Genomic DNA, 17,537 nt, shown 5'->3' on the forward strand with positions numbered 1-17,537 from the left:
AACCATGCGTCTTAGTACCAATATGATTTTTGACCAGCAGGTGCGCGGGATTACTGACTCGCAATCTTCCTGGTTAAAAGTGGGCGAACAGCTTTCCAGCGGTCGTCGTGTTAACAACCCATCTGATGATCCCATTGCGGCCTCTCGTGCCGTGGTGCTGTCGCAGTCTCAGGCGAAAAGTACCCAATACGCGACCGCGCGTAGTTTCGCGGATCAAAGCTTGTCGATGGAAGAGAATGCGCTTAAAGGCGCGACCAGTAGCATTCAGGATGCACAAACCCTGATCGTTTATGGCTCTACCGGCACACTTAGCGATGACGACCGTGCCTCTATCGCCACCCAACTGGAAGGTATTCGCGCCCAGTTGCTCAATCAGGCCAACAGCCAGGATGGTAATGGTCGCTATATTTTCGCCGGTTACAAAACCGATACGGCACCATTCACCGATACTGCCGGCACTGGCGTGAGCTATGTGGGCGGCGATCAGGCTATCACGCAGAAAGTCGATGATGGGCGCACTATGGATGTGAGCAGTACCGGATCTTCTGTGTTCATGTCGATTACCAGCAATGCGAAAGTTGAACCAGATGGAACGGCGAGCGAGACCAATGTCTTTAATATGCTCGACAGCGCCATTGCGGCCCTTAAAGTGCCACAAGACAATGCGGATGATGCGACCAAACAAACGTTCCAGGATGCGATGGATAAAACCAACCGTGGCCTCAGTAATTCACTGAACAACGTTTTGACTGTGCGTTCTGCAGTCGGTACACAGTTGTCAGAACTCGACACGCTGAATGCGCAGGGTGACGATCGCGATACTATCATGACGTCGCAAATGAGCGATTTGGTAGATGTCGATTACACCTCCGCCATTTCCAGTTACACCATGCAACAGACAGCACTGCAAGCGTCTTACAAGACCTTCACTGATATGTCGAAGATGTCACTGTTCCAGCTGAATTCATAAGATCTGACTTGAAAATTTGAGCGTGCTTAAACCGGGCGCGCTTAGTTTCTCCCACCGCCTTTTGGGGCCGTGGGATTTTTTTTGCCTGTCATTTCGTCGCACCGTTCATCGCACCTGGCACCTGCGGAGCCGCGGTCTGTTTGTGTACTCTGCCAGATCACCACCTCTTCGCACCTGCCTCCTGCGGCGCAGCGGTCGGTTTTTCTACTCTGCCAGATCATCACGAGTCATTGCGGCAGAGCAGGATCGACAGGCAATAAAAAACCCCGAACCAGTCGGGGTTTTGTTAACGCTGATTAGCGACTAAGACTTAAACGCTTTCCGGACGTGTTGCCGGTGCCGTCGCCTGATGCGTGGCGCTATGGCCGCCCGCAGAGCCACGACCTTCGAAGTCAAACGGTGGGCGAACCCAATCGCTGTGACGAACGACTTCTGGCTCCCATGCCGGAGCAGGTGCTTTGGTCATTGGCGCCGTGGCGTGGTGCTTCCAGCGGGTATCAGCGTTGCTCACTGCGGTATCACGTGCAGCAACAGGAGCATGCGGTTCAGTAACCGGTGCAGCAGGCGCTTCAGCAGCCACGGGTGCAGCCAGTACTTCTTCCACTTGCGCTGCTACAGCAGGCTCAACGTCAGCAGGCGCTTGCTCAGCCACGGCTTCGCTGACCTGTGGTGCGGTAATTTCCGCAGCAGGGACTTCTTCAGCTGGTGTCACTTCAGTAGCAGAAACTGTCTCAGTCGATGCAGGCGCCGCAGCCGGTGCCACTTCAGACGATGCAGCAGCAACTTCCGCAGCGGGTGCAACTTCAGCCTGAATATCTTCAATTTCATCTGCGATGACTGTGTCAGCCGGTGCCGTTGTCACTTCATCGGCCGGTACGGCTTCAGCAGCGGTTTGTTGTGCAATCTGCTCAACAGCGGCAGAAATCACGGCAGGCTCTTCGTTAACAGGCGCAGCGACTGGGGTCAGGTCATCGGTGTTCACCTCCGGCACTTCAGTGTGTGCCTGTGGCTCAGACTGATGAACAGCCTCTTGCGCTGCTGGCTGAGTAACCTGTTCTGCTGCTGCCGCAACCGGCAGTGCGTCCGCTTCACCGGTATGTTGATAGCTGTAATCAGGCATTTCGTTCAGCGCTTCCTGAGAGGAGAACTGATCGTGGGCCTGGGCAACCGGGTAGGTAATCCAGACTTTGCCGGATGCCATCTCTGGAGAAGAGGCAGCCGATTCCAGCGGCATGGCAGATTGGGTTGGGTAACGCTCATCGCGGTAGCGACGACGACGTTGGCCGCTCACGCGCAGATGACGTGGTGAACGACGTGAGCGACGCGGCATGTTGGCGCTATCACGGTTCTCGTTATCATCCTGTTCATCCTGAGCGACTTCAGATTGCTCATTGAATGCAGTGCGCTGTGCATTTTCCACAACCGCTTCCGTGGCTGCTGGTGCTGAGATGGCTGCCGCCACTTCGCCAGTATCATCCACGCGCACGCGCTGGGTCAGTTGACGCTGTTTACGGCGTGGCATGACCTGCACACGTTCTTCTTCCTGCGCAACGTTTTCATCAGTGATTTCGGTCTGAGCAATGGTTTCAGCGGCTTTTTGATCCTGCTGCTGATTACGTTTCTCATCCTGACGACGACGCTGGCGTTCAGCTCGCTGCTCACGACGCTGTTGCTGCTGCTCATCACGCTGCTGCAGCTGCTCATCGGTCAGCGCTGGACGTTCACCGCGAGGCTCGTTCTGACGCTTGTTACGGCGATTGTCCTGATTGTCACGCGGCTCGCGGGCTTCACGTGGTTCACGTGGTTCACGCGATTCGCGTGGCTCACGCGCTTCACGGCCTTCGCGACCCTGAGCATTTTCACCGTTGCGCGGAGTGCGATCGCGACGATTATTGCTACGACGGTTGTTACGGCGGTCGCCACGCTGCTGATTATTCTCACTTTCAGCGGCTTTCTCTTCTGGTTTAGCTTCAACAGGTGCAGCAGCAGGCGCATCGCCAGCAAACAGTTTTTTCAAACCGCCTAACAGGCGAGCGACAAAGCCAGTGCTGGCAACGGCAGGTGCCGCGGCGGCAGCTGCCGGTTTTGCATCCGCTTTAACCGCACTACGGCTCTCTTTTTCCACTTCAACCGGCGCAGGCGGCGCATCAGGCATCACAAAGGCGGCCAGGGCTGGCTGCTCAGGACGACGACGTTCGGCATGCTCTTCTTCCGAAGGCAGCGCCATTTCGGCTTCATGCAGTTTCGGCAGGTGGTAAGACAGTGTCTGCGTCTCTTCGCCTTTGCGCACGCGCAGCACAGAGTAATGTGGCGTTTCCATCTGATCGTTTGGCACGATGATGGCACGCACGCCACCCTGGCGTTTCTCGATCGCACTGACTGCATCACGCTTTTCGTTCAGCAGGTAAGAGGCGACGGGCACCGGTACAATCGCATGCACTTCTTTGGTGTTGTCTTTCAGCGCTTCTTCTTCAATCAGACGCAAGATAGACAGCGAGAGCGATTCGTTATCACGGATGGTGCCGGTGCCGCTACAGCGTGGGCAGACGTGATGGCTGGATTCACCCAATGATGGGCTAAGACGCTGACGCGACATTTCCAGCAGACCGAAACGCGAAATGTGACTGATTTGAATACGTGCACGATCCTGACGAACCGCTTCACGCAGACGGTTTTCAACCGCGCGCTGGTGTCGAACCGGTGTCATGTCGATGAAGTCGATGACAATCAGGCCGCCGAGGTCGCGCAGGCGCAACTGACGAGCGATTTCATCAGCCGCTTCGAGGTTAGTATTGAATGCCGTCTCTTCGATGTCGCCACCGCGTGTTGCACGGGCGGAGTTGATATCGATGGCGGTCAGCGCTTCGGTGCTATCGATAACAATTGAGCCACCGGAAGGCAAGCGCACTTCGCGCTGGAATGCCGATTCAATCTGCGACTCAATTTGGTAGTGGCTGAACAGCGGAATTTCACCGGTATACAGTTTGATTTTGCTGCTGAAGTCCGGGCGACCGAGCGCAGCAATATGCTGACGGGCCAGCTCCAGCACTTTTGGGTTATCGATCAGAATCTCACCAATATCCTGACGCAGATAGTCGCGGAAGGCACGTACAATGACGTTGCTTTCCTGGTGGATCAGGAACGGGGCAGGGCGGCTATCAGCGGCTTTTTTGATCGCTTCCCAGTGCTTCAGTCGGAAACTCAGGTCCCACTGCAGCGATTCGGCAGATTTGCCAACGCCTGCGGTACGCACGATCAAACCCATACCGTCTGGCAGTTCCAGTGCGGACAGCGCTTCCTTCAGTTCGGTGCGATCGTCACCTTCAATACGGCGGGAAATACCCCCGGCACGCGGGTTATTCGGCATCAGGACTAAATAGCTACCGGCCAGAGAAATGAAGGTGGTTAAGGCTGCACCTTTATTTCCACGCTCCTCTTTATCGATTTGCACGATAACTTCCTGACCTTCACGCAACACCTCTTTGATGTTAGGACGGCCATGTGCGTTGTAATTAGCAGGGAAGTATTCGCGGGAAATTTCTTTCAGAGGGAGGAAACCGTGACGTTCAGCACCGTAATCGACAAATGCCGCTTCGAGGCTGGGTTCAACACGGGTGATTTTACCTTTGTAGATATTGGCTTTTTTCTGCTCGTGTCCGGGGCTTTCGATATCCAGATCGTACAGACGTTGGCCGTCAACAAGGGCAACGCGCAACTCTTCCTGCTGAGATGCGTTAATTAACATTCTTTTCATCGTGACTTACTCGTTATTCTCACATGAGTGATGTAGCTGCGGGCATCGTTACCCTGGACGAGAATCAACCGATGGCCCCGTGTCTTAATGCACTGACGTCAACCTCACGGCTGTCGTCGGCTAAAGGGGCGCAAATCTTGTCGGTGGCCTGTTTTTCATAAGGAAAAACAGCGCCTGAAGGTGGAATAGCTATAGAAAATTCAGAAATCCACACATCCCAGTCTGTCGTCCAGGCTGCAACCCGCAGCCCGCTAAGTGCCTGATTTAACATTACGTCTTACGCCATTGCTGCGTGTCCGTTCAATCCGGCAAAATGACTTATTTCGCTCTTTTTTCCTGCCTGAATTTTTCCAGGGCAGAAACCCCTGCATTATTCCATTGCTCACTCACATATAGCAAGGCGACTTTTGCCGAGCTGTGAAGTTTGTGCATCCTTAACCTGTTCATTTGCAGGGCTTAACATCGCATCGGTGAAAAAGTCATCATTATGACCTTTTGTCCGCGCGACAAAGAGAGAGTTAAGCACAGAAAAAGGGGTGGCGCTATCCAGGGACACTATTTAGAATCGCCGCCATGAAAACAGAGAATCCCGGCGTACTTTATGTCGCCATTACGGCTGAAAATGCCGAACAACGTATTGATAACTTTTTGCGCACTCAGCTCAAGGGCGTGCCTAAAAGTATGATTTATCGCATCTTGCGTAAAGGCGAGGTGCGCGTGAATAAAGGACGCGTGAAACCCGAGTATAAGCTGCAGGTGGGGGATGAAGTGCGCATTCCGCCAGTGCGTGTGGCCGAGCGTGAAGAGCAGGCGGTATCACCGAAACTCGATAAGGTTGCCGCGCTGGCGAATGCCATCCTGTATGAGGACGATCATCTACTGGTGCTGAACAAGCCATCAGGTACCGCCGTACACGGGGGTAGCGGTCTTAGCTTTGGTGTGATTGAAGGTCTGCGCGCGCTGCGTCCTGAAGCCCGTTTCCTCGAACTGGTACATCGTCTTGACCGCGACACTTCCGGTATTTTGCTGGTGGCAAAAAAACGTTCTGCGCTGCGTTCGCTGCATGAGCAGTTACGTGAAAAGGGCATGCAGAAAGATTATCTGGCGCTGGTGCGCGGTGACTGGCCTTCACATTTGAAAGCGGTGCAGGCACCGTTGCTGAAAAATATTTTGCAAAGCGGTGAGCGCGTGGTGCGTGTCAGTGCGGAAGGCAAGCCCTCCGAGACCCGTTTCAAAGTGGAAGAGCGTTTTGGTTTCGCCACTCTGGTAAAAGCCAGTCCGGTGACCGGGCGCACGCACCAGATCCGTGTGCACACGCTGCATGGTGGCCATCCTATCGCTTTTGACGATCGCTATGGCGATCGGGACTTTGATCGTCAGCTCGCGTCAACGGGCCTGGCGCGGTTGTTCCTGCATGCTGCAGCGCTGACCTTTACCCATCCGAATACCGGGGAAGTCCTGCGAATGGAAGCGCCGCTGGATAATGCGCTGAAACACTGCCTGGCGCAGTTGCGTCAGAAAAAAGCCTGATTTTCCGGGCATCAATCCAGCGCGTTGATGCCCACTTTGATCAGCATCTTATTTAACGCTATCAGTGGTAATCCAATCAGCGTATTGGGATCGCGCCCCTCCAGCCGCTCAAACAAGCAAATCCCCATACCTTCGCTTTTAAAGCTGCCCGCACAATTCAACGGCTGCTCTTTTTCCACATAGTGACGAATTTCTGCCTGACTTAAATGACGGAAATGTACGTTGAACGGTTCACAAACCACCTGCTGTTGTGCCGTTTGTGGCTGAATCAAGGCGAGCCCGGTATAAAACGTAATCACTTGGCCACTGGCCGCAGCCAGTTGCCGGCAGGCATTCTCCACCGTATGCGGTTTTCCGGTGATGTTGCCATCAAGCACGCAGACCTGATCCGAACCAATAATCCAGCTTTGTGGAAACCGAGCGGCTAGCGCCTGGGCTTTTGCCAGTGCTAAGCGTTGCACTAACTGCGGTGCGGTTTCGTTCGATTGCGGCGTCTCGTCGCAATCGGGCGCAACGGCAATAAAAGGCAGGCCAAGCTTGCTCAGCAAGGCCTGACGGAATGGGGAAGTGGAGGCCAGAATTAACGGTGTCATGATTTTTTTTCAGAATAGATAGCGTAAAGATGACAGGCATTTTAAACTATGCGCCGCACTGGATGCGACTAACGGGTGAAAGATGCTGTAAACCGGCCTTTTTCTTTGACTCTATGACGTTACAAAGTTAATATGCGCGCCCTATGCAAAAGGTAAAATTACCCCTGACGATCGATCTGGCCCGCGCCGCGCAAAAGCGCCTTGATTACCAAGGTGTGTATGCACCTGAATTGGTGGCGCGCCTGGCCGAAACGGTCGTGAGTGTGGACAGTGATGTGGAATGCACCATGTCGTTTGCGATTGACAACCAGCGCTTAGCGGTTCTGCAAGGAACAGCTGATGTGCAGGTGACATTGTCGTGTCAACGCTGCAACCAGTCATTCCCGCATGCTGTCCACGTAAGCTATTGCTTCAGTCCTGTCTCTTCTGATGAGCAGGCCGAGGCACTGCCGGAAGCTTACGAGCCAGTTGATATCAATGATTTCGGCGAAATCGACTTGCTGGCAGTTATCGAAGATGAACTCATCCTCGCGCTGCCTGTAGTTCCGGTGCATGATTCTGAACACTGTGAAGTGTCCGACGCGGACATGGTATTTGGCAAGTTGCCTGAAGAGGCAGAAAAACCAAATCCCTTTGCCGTATTAGCCAGTTTAAAGCGTAAGTAATAGGAGTAAGGTCCATGGCCGTACAACAGAATAAACCAACCCGTTCTAAGCGTGGTATGCGTCGTTCGCACGATGCGCTGACCACTGCAGCTCTGTCAGTAGATAAAGTTTCTGGTGAAACTCATCTGCGTCACCATATCACTGCGGATGGTTACTACCGCGGTCGCAAGGTTATCACCAAGTAATTCTTTGCGGTTACGCAAGGCGATACCTTGACACGTTTGACCCTGGCAGTTGATGCCATGGGCGGGGATTTCGGTCCCTGCGTGACAGTGCCTGCATCCTTGCAGGCACTGGCCTCTCATACGAATCTGGTTCTTCTTCTGGTCGGTGATCCCGACATCATCTCGTCATTTCTTGCCAAAGCGGATTCCTCGTTACTGGGGCGTGTGCAGGTGATCCCTGCCGAATCGGTTATTGCAAGTGATGCCAAGCCTTCACAAGCCATTCGAAACAGCCGCGGCAGCTCGATGCGTGTGGCACTCGAGCTGGTGAAAGAGGGTAACGCGCAAGCCTGCATCAGTGCAGGCAATACCGGCGCGTTAATGGGTCTGGCTAAGATGTTATTGAAGCCGCTGGATGGCATTGAGCGTCCGGCGCTGATGACCGTTCTGCCGCATCAGCAGCAGGGTAAAACGGTGGTGCTGGATCTCGGCGCAAATGTGGAATCGGATAGCGATATGTTGGTGCAGTTTGCCATCATGGGCGCTGTCATGGCCGAGGAAGTGCTGGAAATCGACAGACCGCGTGTCGCGCTGCTCAACATTGGGCAGGAAGAGACCAAGGGGCTGGAAACGATTCGCACAGCATCTGCGGTTCTGCGGGATACGCCGCAAATCAACTATATTGGTTATCTTGAGGGGAATGATCTCCTCACCGGCAAGACGGATGTGCTGGTCTGTGATGGCTTCGTGGGAAACGTCACGCTTAAAACCATGGAAGGCGTGGTAAGAATGTTTCTTTCTCTGCTCAAGTCGTCAGAGGATGGGAAAAAACGGGCGTGGTGGTTGAAATGGGTCGGGCGCTGGCTGCAAAAGCGTCTGGCTAAACGTTTCGGCCATCTCAACCCCGACCAGTACAATGGCGCTTGTCTGTTAGGATTGCGCGGAACAGTGATCAAAAGCCACGGTGCGGCGAATCAACGTGCGTTTGCCGTGGCGATAGAGCAGGCAGAGCAGGCGGTGCGCAGGCAAGTCCCAGAGAGGATTGCGGCGCGCCTTGACGCTGTATTAGCCAGGAGTGACAAAGCGTAGATGTTTACCAAAATTATCGGTACGGGTAGCTATTTGCCTGAGCAGGTTCGCTCCAATGCGGATCTGGAAAAAATGGTGGAGACTTCGGACGAGTGGATTGTCACGCGTACCGGTATCCGTGAGCGCCGTATTGCCGCGCCAGATGAAACGGTTGCCACTATGGGCTTCGCGGCTGCACAGCGCGCGCTGGAAATGGCAGGCGTTGCGGCCAGCGATGTTGGTCTGATTATCGTGGCGACCACCTCTTCCAGCCATGCCTTCCCAAGTTCAGCGTGCATGATCCAGCAGATGCTGGAGATCAATGACTGCGCTTCTTTCGATCTGGCCGCTGCATGTGCAGGTTTCACCTATGCACTTAGCGTTGCCGATCAGTACATCAAAAACGGTGTGGTCAAACACGCGCTGGTGATCGGTGCGGACGTTTTAGCCCGCACCCTCGATCCTAACGATCGTGGCACCATCATCCTGTTTGGTGACGGCGCTGGCGCTGTGGTGCTGGGGCAAAGTGAAGAGCCCGGTATCCTGTCAACGCATCTGCATGCTGACGGTCGTTATGGCAAGCTGTTGACGCTGCCGTATCAGGATCGTGAACATCAGGATGAGCCAGCCTATCTCACGATGGCCGGTAATGAAGTCTTTAAAGTCGCTGTGACCGAGCTTGCCCATATCGTGGACGAGACGCTGCAAGCCAACAACCTTGATCGCGAAATGCTCGACTGGCTGGTGCCACATCAGGCCAACCTGCGCATTATCAGCGCAACGGCCAGAAAGCTCGGCATGGGCATGGAAAAAGTGGTGGTGACGCTGGATCGTCATGGCAACACTTCAGCGGCTTCGGTGCCAAGTGCACTGGATGAAGCGGTGCGAGATGGCCGTATCAAGCCTGGCCAACTGATTTTGCTGGAAGCCTTTGGTGGCGGTTTCACCTGGGGTTCTGCGCTGGTTCGCTTTTGATTGACAGGAACGACAGATGACACAATTTGCTTTTGTTTTCCCAGGACAGGGCTCACAGACCGTCGGCATGCTGGCCGATCTGGCTGTGGAAAACCCGCAGGTTGAAGCCACTTTCCGTGAAGCTTCTGATGCACTGGGATATGACTTATGGCAGTTGGTACAACAAGGTCCAGCTGAAGAACTGAATAAGACCTGGCAGACGCAACCTGCGTTGCTGGCGGCCTCCGTCGCGATTTATCGCGTCTGGCAGAGCAAAAATGGCCCGCAGCCTGCGCTGATGGCCGGCCATAGCCTGGGTGAATACTCTGCGCTGGTCTGTGCTGGCGTATTGAACTTTGCGGACGCAATCAAGTTAGTCGAATTACGCGGCAAACTGATGCAGGAAGCGGTTCCTGAAGGGACCGGTGCCATGCAGGCAATCATCGGGCTTGATGATGAGTCTATCCGTAAAGCGTGTGAAGAAAGCGCGCAAGGTCAGGTGGTTTCGCCGGTGAACTTCAATTCGCCAGGCCAGGTGGTTATCGCGGGTAACAAAGAAGCGGTTGAGCGTGCAGGTGCTGCCTGTAAAGCGGCCGGTGCCAAGCGTGCGTTGCCATTACCTGTGAGCGTTCCTTCGCATTGCGCGTTGATGAAGCCTGCAGCAGATAAACTGGCTGTGGCACTGGAAAGCATCACTTTCAACGCACCATCTGTGCCTGTCGTCAATAACGTTGACGTCAAGTGTGAAACCGATGCCGTGGCAATCCGCAGTGCACTGGTTCGCCAGCTGTATAGCCCGGTGCGCTGGACCGAAGCTGTTGAATTTATTGCCACCCAAGGCGTTGGCCAGTTGCTGGAAATCGGTCCAGGTAAAGTCCTGACCGGTCTGACCAAACGTATTGTGGATAGCCTGACCGCTGCAGCCGTGAACGATTCTGCTTCACTCTCTGCGGCGCTTACACAGGAATAAGAGGAAAAACATGAGCTTTGAAGGTAAAGTAGCGCTGGTGACTGGCGCAAGCCGCGGCATTGGCCGTGCAATCGCGGAAACGTTGGTTGCGCGCGGTGCGAAAGTGGTGGGAACCGCCACCAGCGAAAGCGGTGCGGAAGCAATCAGTGCTTACCTCGGCGATAACGGCAAAGGTCTGCTGTTGAACGTGACCGATGCGGCCTCTATTGAGAGCGTGCTCGAGAAAGTTCGCGCTGAATTTGGCGAAGTGGACATTTTAGTCAATAATGCAGGCATTACGCGTGATAATCTGTTGATGCGCATGAAGGACGATGAGTGGGCGGATATCCTCGATACCAACCTGACATCAGTCTTCCGTCTTTCTAAGGCGGTTATGCGTGCCATGATGAAAAAACGCGTGGGCCGTATCATTACCATCGGTTCTGTAGTTGGAACCATGGGTAACGCGGGTCAAACAAACTATGCGGCAGCAAAAGCAGGTTTGATTGGCTTTAGCAAATCACTGGCGCGAGAAGTCGCGTCACGTGGCATTACCGTAAACGTCGTGGCTCCGGGCTTTATTGAAACGGACATGACGCGTGCACTGAACGAAGATCAGCGCTCGGGCATTTTGGCAGAAGTGCCGGCAGGTCGTTTAGGCGACCCGCAGGAGATTGCCAATGCTGTTGCATTCTTAGCCTCTGACGAAGCCTCTTACATCACGGGTGAGACGCTCCACGTCAATGGCGGCATGTACATGGTCTGATAATCACGAAAACATTTGCATTATCTGCGGTAAACACCGCAGAATAGCGCAAAATCGTGGTTCGACCAGCCGGGATTTTGTTGCATCTTTTTCAACATTTTATACACTACGAAAACCATCGCGAAAGCGAGTTTTGATAGGAAATTAAATAGTATGAGCGATATCGAACAACGCGTTAAGAAAATCGTAGCTGAGCAGCTGGGTGTTAAAGAAGACGAAGTGATTAACACTGCTTCTTTCGTTGAAGACCTGGGTGCAGATTCTCTTGACACCGTTGAGCTGGTAATGGCTCTGGAAGAAGAGTTTGATACTGAAATTCCAGACGAAGAAGCTGAGAAAATCACTACCGTTCAGGCAGCGATCGATTACATCAATAGCCACCAAGGCTAATGAATATCTTCAGGCGGTCACCTCGACCGCCTGAGTTTTATGTTTGCCCCACATAGCGTTATTTTTTCCCTCCCTGGAGGACGTACGTGTCTAAGCGTCGTGTAGTTGTGACTGGTCTTGGCATGTTGTCTCCTGTCGGCAATACCGTAGAGTCTACCTGGAGTGCTCTCCTTGCCGGTCAGAGCGGCATCAGCCTGATCGACCATTTTGATACTAGTGCCTACGCAACACGCTTTGCGGGCTTAGTAAGAGATTTTAATTGCGATGAATTCATCTCGCGCAAAGATCAGCGCAAGATGGATGACTTCATCCAATACGGCATTGTGGCTGGTATTCAGGCTATGGCGGACTCCGGTCTGGTCGTGACTGATGAGAATGCCGGTCGCATCGGCGCAGCTATCGGTTCCGGCATCGGCGGACTGGGTTTAATTGAAGACAACCACAGTTCACTGGTTAACGGCGGTCCGCGCAAAATCAGCCCGTTCTTTGTTCCTTCTACCATTGTTAACATGGTGGCAGGTCACCTGACCATCATGTACGGTCTGAAAGGTCCAAGCATTTCTATTGCAACCGCTTGTACTTCAGGCGTGCATAACATTGGTCATGCTGCGCGTATCATTGCGTACAACGACGCCGATGTCATGCTGGCCGGTGGTGCTGAAAAAGCCAGTACCCCGCTGGGTGTGGGTGGCTTTGGTGCTGCACGTGCGCTCTCAACCAATAACGATAATCCGCAGGCGGCAAGCCGTCCGTGGGATAAAGACCGTGATGGTTTCGTATTGGGCGATGGTTCAGGCATTGTGGTGCTGGAAGAGTACGAGCATGCGAAAAAGCGCGGTGCGAAAATTTATGCTGAAATCGTCGGTTTCGGCATGAGCAGCGATGCTTACCACATGACGTCCCCGCCGGAGGATGGTTCAGGTGCTGCAGCAGCGATGGTGAATGCATTGCGTGACGCGCAGCTGAATGCTGAACAGATTGGCTACGTCAACGCGCATGGCACCTCAACGCCAGCGGGTGACAAAGCTGAAGCTCAGGCGGTCAAGTCTGTATTTGGTGCAGCGGCTCACAGCGTGATGGTGAGTTCTACCAAATCCATGACTGGGCACCTGTTGGGTGCAGCAGGCGCGGTAGAAGCGATTTATTCGATTCTGGCGCTGCGCGACCAGGCAGTTCCGCCAACCATCAACCTGGATAACCCAGATGAAGGTTGTGACCTCGACTTCGTGCCGCATACAGCACGTCAGGTGAGCGGACTGGAGTACACGCTGTGTAACTCCTTCGGATTTGGCGGCACCAACGGCTCGCTGATCTTCCGCAAGGTCTAAGTTTTACCCAGCCAAACAGAGGCCCGCAATGCGGGCCTTTTTTATATTTTGTCACGCAGTGGCGTGGATTCTTACCGCTGTCAGTGGTATTCAGACTGGCAGGGTAGCCAAAGGTGAGCGGTATGTGGATAAACGGCGTAGAGCAGTTCGAACTTTCTGCGCGCGATCGCGCGGTGCAGTTTGGTGATGGCTGTTTTACCACTGCTGCGGTAGTGGCAGGCAAGATACAACTGCTGAACGCCCATTTGCAGCGATTGCAGGAAGGCTGTGAGCGTTTATTCATTCCCTTACCGGATATGGCGCAGCTGGCCGAGGAGATGCAGCATGCCGCCAATGGTCAAACCCAGTCCGTTTTAAAAGTGATTCTGACGCCAGGCGTCGGTGGACGGGGATATAGCCGAACCGGTTGCACAACCCCGACGCGCATCCTCTCCCTTTCTCCGTGGCCGCAACACTACACTACTTTGCAGCAGCAGGGCGCAGCGCTCATAACCAGCCCAGTGAGACTGGCGCGCAATCCACTGCTCGCCGGCCTCAAACATCTTAACCGACTGGAACAGGTGCTGATCCGTCAGCAGCTTGACTACACCGATGCTGATGAGGCGCTGGTGCTTGACACTGCAGGGACGGTGGTGGAATGCTGTGCGGCCAATTTATTCTGGCGCAAAGGTGATCAGGTTTTCACGCCGCGTCTTGAGCAAGCGGGTGTCGATGGCATTATGCGCCGTTATCTGATGGCGCAGATAGCGTCGGAAGGCCAGGCTTGTCAGTTGATTGAAGGAAGCAGGGAGGATGTGCTGAACGCCGATGAAGTGGTGATCTGCAATGCCCTGATGCCGGTTTTACCTGTGCGGAAAATTGACGATGTTTCGTTCACCGCACGCACGCTGTACCAGCAGCTGTATAACAGTTGCCAGAAGATGGAAGCATCATGACCCGAATGAAAAAAATACTCGCCAGCGCTGTGGCGATTGCCGGCCTCGCGGCGGCATTGAGTTATTGGCAGATTGAACGTTTTGCCGATACCCCTTTGACCATTAATCAGGAAACGATCTACACATTGCCCGCGGGTAGTGGTCGGGTCGTGCTGGAAGCGCAACTGGAAAGCCAACACATCATTCCGGAAAGTATCTGGTTTGGGCCGCTTTTGAAACTTGAGCCTGAACTCGCGAAGTTCAAAGCCGGCACCTACCGACTGGAAAGCAATATGACGGTAAGACAGCTGTTGCAGTTGCTGGCCAGCGGTAAAGAAGCGCAATTTCCGGTACGGTTTGTCGAGGGCTCGCGCCTGAAGGAGTGGTTGGCCGAACTGCGTCAAGCGCCCTGTATCAAACATACGCTAACTGACGATCAGTTTGCGACTGTCGCCGCTGCGCTGAAAATGGATGCAAATCAGCTTGAGGGCGCTTTCTATCCCGACACCTATTTGTATACAGCTAACACCAGTGATATATCGCTGCTGGAGCGGGCACACACGCGCATGAATAAACTGGTGGATGAGATCTGGCAGGGGCGGATGGACAATCTGCCTTATAAAAATGAGCAAGATCTGGTCACCATGGCCTCGATTATCGAAAAAGAGACCGGCGTGACGGAAGAGCGCGCGCGCGTTGCCTCGGTATTTATTAATCGCTTGCGCACCGGCATGAAGCTGCAAACCGACCCTACCGTGATTTACGGCATGGGTGATAACTACACCGGTACGATTACGCGTAAAGACCTCGAAACGCCGACCGATTACAATACCTACACGATTAGCGGTTTGCCGCCTGGTCCTATCGCGATGCCAGGCCGAGCCTCGCTGGAAGCGGCGGCGCATCCAGAAAAAACCAACTATCTCTATTTTGTCGCGGATGGCAAAGGCGGACATACCTTTACCACCAATCTCGCCAGCCATAATAAAGCGGTGCAGGTCTATCGGCTGGCTATGAAGGAAAAAAATGAAAAGTAAGTTTATCGTCATTGAAGGCCTTGAAGGCGCGGGCAAAACCACTGCGCGTGATGCCATTGTGGCGGTGCTGCATGAGCAGGGTATCGACGATGTGGTGTTCACCCGTGAGCCCGGCGGCACGCCGCTGGCAGAACAATTACGCGTACTGGTGAAGCAGGGAATTGATGGCGAACAGGTGACTGACAAAGCCGAACTGCTGATGCTGTATGCCGCCCGTGTTCAATTGGTCGAGAACGTGATTAAGCCTGCGTTAGCGCGTGGCGCCTGGGTGGTTGGTGACCGTCACGACCTCTCATCCCAGGCTTACCAGGGCGGTGGCCGTGGCCTGGATACGCAGTTGATGGCCACCCTGCGCGATGCGGTATTGGGCGACTTCCGTCCGGACTTGACCCTCTACCTGGATGTGACACCGGAAATTGGCCTGCAACGCGCGCGTGCTCGCGGGGAACTCGATCGTATTGAGCAAGAATCACTGCGTTTCTTTGAACGCACACGTGACCGTTATCTGGCGTTGGCTGCCAGCGATGACACCATTTTAACCATTGATGCCACACAAAATATTGCAGAAGTGACATCGTCACTTAAATCAGCGCTACAAAAATGGCTGGCAGGTCAGGCGGCATGAACTGGTATCCGTGGCTGAATCAGCCCTATCGGCAGATTATCAGCCGTCATCAGAGCGGTCAGGCACACCATGCCTTGCTGATACAGGCCATTAATGGCATGGGTGACCATGCGTTAGTGTGGGGTGTTAGCCGCTGGTTAATGTGCCAACATCCGGAAGGCTTGAAGAGCTGCGGCCATTGCCACGGCTGCCAGCTGATGCAGGCGCAGACGCATCCTGACTGGTATCGTCTGGAAGCAGAAAAAGGCAAATCTTCACTGGGTATTGATGCGGTACGTGACGTCACCGAGAAGCTCTACCATTTTGCTCAGCAGGGCGGAGCAAAGATTGTCTGGTTGCCGGATGCGGCGCAGCTCACTGAAGCCGCCGCCAATGCGTTGTTGAAAACGCTGGAAGAGCCTCCTGCCAACTGCTGGTTTTTCCTCAGCGTCCGTGAGCCATCACGTTTGCTGGCAACCTTGCGCAGCCGCTGCATGACATGGCATCTTTCCCCACCAGAAGAGTTGCCCAGTTTGCAATGGCTGCAGAAACAGTTGCCGCAATCCGAGCCAGTACTGCGAGCCGCTCTGCGCTTGAGCAATGGCGCACCTGCTGCGGCGTTGACCCTGCTGCAGCCTGAGCGTTGGCAGGCACGTGAGAAGCTGTGTGAAACCTTGCTCAGCGCGTTGAACCGCGATGTACTGCAACTGCTGCCCGCGCTGAACAGCGACGATGTGGCAGAGCGCCTCAGCTGGCTGATTTCATTACTGGTGGATGCCATGAAAGTGCAGCAGGGTGCCAGCAACTGGTTAAGCAACGGCGACCATCCTGAGGTCGTATCGCAACTGGCTCAGCAGCTTAACAGCAGTGCTCTCAACGCCAGCGCCCAGCAGTGGATGCAGTGTCGTGAGCAACTGTTGCATGTCGCCGCCCTGAACCGTGAACTGATTTTGACCGATCGCCTGTTAGCCTGGGGACGCTTAATGTCGCCCATGGCGGTCGGCTAAGCGTAAAAGAGAGAAGTATGTTTATTGTTGATTCGCACTGCCATCTTGATGGCCTGGATTATGAGAAGCAGCATCGCGATCTGGACGATGTGATCGCCAAAGCCGCCGCGCGTGACGTGAAGTTTATGCTGGCGATTGCCACCACGCTGCCGGATTACTACAAGATCAAGCAATTGGTCGGCGACAGGGAAAACATCGCCCTGGCGTGCGGCGTGCATCCGTTAAATCAGGAAGCACCGTACGATGTCGAAGAGTTTCGTCGACTGGCAGCTGAAGAGCAGGTGATTGCACTGGGCGAAACCGGGCTGGATTATTTCTATCAGCAGGAGACCAAAGCGCAGCAGCAAGCCTCGTTCCGTGAACACATCCGTACCGGCATCGCGCTGAATAAGCCGATCATCGTACATACCCGTGATGCACGTGAAGACACGCTGGCAATCCTGCGTGAAGAGCAGGTGGAAAAATGTGGTGGCGTGTTGCACTGCTTTACTGAAGATAAAGAGACTGCGGCGCAGTTGCTGGATATGGGCTTTTATATCTCCTTCTCCGGCATTTTGACCTTCCGCAATGCTGAGCAGATTCGTGATGCCGCGCGTTATGTGCCGCTGGATCGCATGCTGGTCGAGACTGACTCGCCGTATCTGGCGCCGGTTCCGCATCGTGGCAAAGAAAATCAGCCAGCTTTTACGCGCGATGTCGCGGATTATATGGCTGTGCTGAAGGGTGTGGATATCGAAACCCTGGCTGCAGCGACCACAGAAAACTTCTCGCGTCTGTTCCATGTCCCAATGAGCCGACTCGGCGGCTAATCCGCTTTATTTTAAACTCCGTATTAATTCTATAA

Annotated in this window: 18 protein-coding genes; 15 read left to right on the plus strand and 3 right to left on the minus strand. The window is 54.1% G+C overall.

Annotated elements, in window-relative coordinates:
• Window positions 1-4 precede the first annotated feature (4 nt).
• Window positions 5-970, plus strand: coding sequence for a flagellar hook-associated protein FlgL (flgL, locus tag JK231_RS00650; protein ID WP_166931821.1), 966 nt, complete (start codon window positions 5-7; stop codon window positions 968-970).
• Window positions 971-1,280: 310 nt separating this feature from the next.
• Here flgL and rne read toward each other — a convergent pair whose 3' ends face one another.
• Both rne and JK231_RS00660 read right to left on the minus strand, forming a co-directional pair.
• The gene (rne, locus tag JK231_RS00655) at window positions 1,281-4,724 is read right to left on the minus strand and encodes a ribonuclease E (RefSeq protein ID WP_211727781.1); all 3,444 of its coding nucleotides are present in this window, start codon (window positions 4,722-4,724) and stop codon (window positions 1,281-1,283) included.
• Window positions 4,725-4,788: 64 nt separating this feature from the next.
• A complete protein-coding gene (locus JK231_RS00660; RefSeq protein ID WP_141399045.1) occupies window positions 4,789-4,995 on the minus strand; it encodes a hypothetical protein in 207 nt (68 codons plus the stop codon).
• A 302-nt stretch (window positions 4,996-5,297) separates the two neighbouring features.
• Between JK231_RS00660 and rluC the strand changes: the two genes are divergently transcribed.
• Entirely contained in the window at window positions 5,298-6,254 is a 957-nt protein-coding gene (gene rluC, locus JK231_RS00665; protein WP_097119613.1) for a 23S rRNA pseudouridine(955/2504/2580) synthase RluC, read from the plus strand.
• A gap of 11 nt (window positions 6,255-6,265) precedes the next feature.
• On the opposite strand, the gene JK231_RS00670 is transcribed toward rluC, so the two are convergent.
• Complete coding sequence (locus tag JK231_RS00670; RefSeq protein WP_211727782.1) at window positions 6,266-6,847, minus strand: nucleoside triphosphate pyrophosphatase; 582 nt, start codon at window positions 6,845-6,847, stop codon at window positions 6,266-6,268.
• Between the two features lie 143 nt (window positions 6,848-6,990).
• Between JK231_RS00670 and yceD the strand changes: the two genes are divergently transcribed.
• The 13 genes from yceD (at window position 6,991) to JK231_RS00735 (ending at window position 17,502) form a co-directional block, all read left to right on the plus strand.
• A complete protein-coding gene (gene yceD, locus JK231_RS00675) occupies window positions 6,991-7,512 on the plus strand; it encodes a 23S rRNA accumulation protein YceD (protein ID WP_034830691.1) in 522 nt (173 codons plus the stop codon).
• Window positions 7,513-7,526: 14 nt separating this feature from the next.
• Window positions 7,527-7,697 (plus strand): 50S ribosomal protein L32, encoded by a 171-nt coding sequence (gene rpmF, locus JK231_RS00680; RefSeq protein WP_007885783.1) that lies wholly within the window; start codon window positions 7,527-7,529, stop codon window positions 7,695-7,697.
• A gap of 27 nt (window positions 7,698-7,724) precedes the next feature.
• Window positions 7,725-8,765: a phosphate acyltransferase PlsX gene (plsX, locus tag JK231_RS00685; protein WP_034830692.1), complete on the plus strand. Its 1,041-nt coding sequence runs from the start codon at window positions 7,725-7,727 to the stop codon at window positions 8,763-8,765.
• Entirely contained in the window at window positions 8,766-9,719 is a 954-nt protein-coding gene (locus JK231_RS00690; RefSeq protein WP_034830694.1) for a beta-ketoacyl-ACP synthase III, read from the plus strand.
• Between the two features lie 16 nt (window positions 9,720-9,735).
• Window positions 9,736-10,668, plus strand: coding sequence for an ACP S-malonyltransferase (fabD, locus tag JK231_RS00695; protein ID WP_160832491.1), 933 nt, complete (start codon window positions 9,736-9,738; stop codon window positions 10,666-10,668).
• Between the two features lie 10 nt (window positions 10,669-10,678).
• The gene (gene fabG / locus JK231_RS00700) at window positions 10,679-11,413 is read left to right on the plus strand and encodes a 3-oxoacyl-ACP reductase FabG (RefSeq protein ID WP_034830697.1); all 735 of its coding nucleotides are present in this window, start codon (window positions 10,679-10,681) and stop codon (window positions 11,411-11,413) included.
• Between the two features lie 153 nt (window positions 11,414-11,566).
• A complete protein-coding gene (acpP, locus tag JK231_RS00705; RefSeq protein WP_007885774.1) occupies window positions 11,567-11,803 on the plus strand; it encodes an acyl carrier protein in 237 nt (78 codons plus the stop codon).
• A gap of 86 nt (window positions 11,804-11,889) precedes the next feature.
• The gene (gene fabF / locus JK231_RS00710; protein WP_211727783.1) at window positions 11,890-13,131 is read left to right on the plus strand and encodes a beta-ketoacyl-ACP synthase II; all 1,242 of its coding nucleotides are present in this window, start codon (window positions 11,890-11,892) and stop codon (window positions 13,129-13,131) included.
• Between the two features lie 122 nt (window positions 13,132-13,253).
• On the plus strand, window positions 13,254-14,066 hold the full coding sequence (gene pabC, locus JK231_RS00715) for an aminodeoxychorismate lyase (protein WP_097119618.1): 813 nt from the start codon (window positions 13,254-13,256) through the stop codon (window positions 14,064-14,066).
• Entirely contained in the window at window positions 14,063-15,082 is a 1,020-nt protein-coding gene (mltG, locus tag JK231_RS00720) for an endolytic transglycosylase MltG (RefSeq protein WP_211727784.1), read from the plus strand. The genes pabC and mltG overlap by 4 nt, the downstream gene beginning before the upstream one ends.
• A complete protein-coding gene (gene tmk / locus JK231_RS00725; RefSeq protein WP_097119620.1) occupies window positions 15,072-15,707 on the plus strand; it encodes a dTMP kinase in 636 nt (211 codons plus the stop codon). Before mltG ends, tmk begins: the two co-directional genes overlap by 11 nt.
• The gene (gene holB / locus JK231_RS00730) at window positions 15,704-16,693 is read left to right on the plus strand and encodes a DNA polymerase III subunit delta' (protein WP_097119621.1); all 990 of its coding nucleotides are present in this window, start codon (window positions 15,704-15,706) and stop codon (window positions 16,691-16,693) included. Before tmk ends, holB begins: the two co-directional genes overlap by 4 nt.
• Window positions 16,694-16,710: 17 nt before the next feature.
• Window positions 16,711-17,502, plus strand: coding sequence for a metal-dependent hydrolase (locus tag JK231_RS00735; protein ID WP_034830707.1), 792 nt, complete (start codon window positions 16,711-16,713; stop codon window positions 17,500-17,502).
• Window positions 17,503-17,537: the final 35 nt, after the last annotated feature.

The sequence above is a fragment of the Pantoea sp. JGM49 genome (genome assembly GCF_018257655.1).
In the GTDB taxonomy this organism is placed as follows: domain Bacteria; phylum Pseudomonadota; class Gammaproteobacteria; order Enterobacterales; family Enterobacteriaceae; genus Pantoea; species Pantoea communis.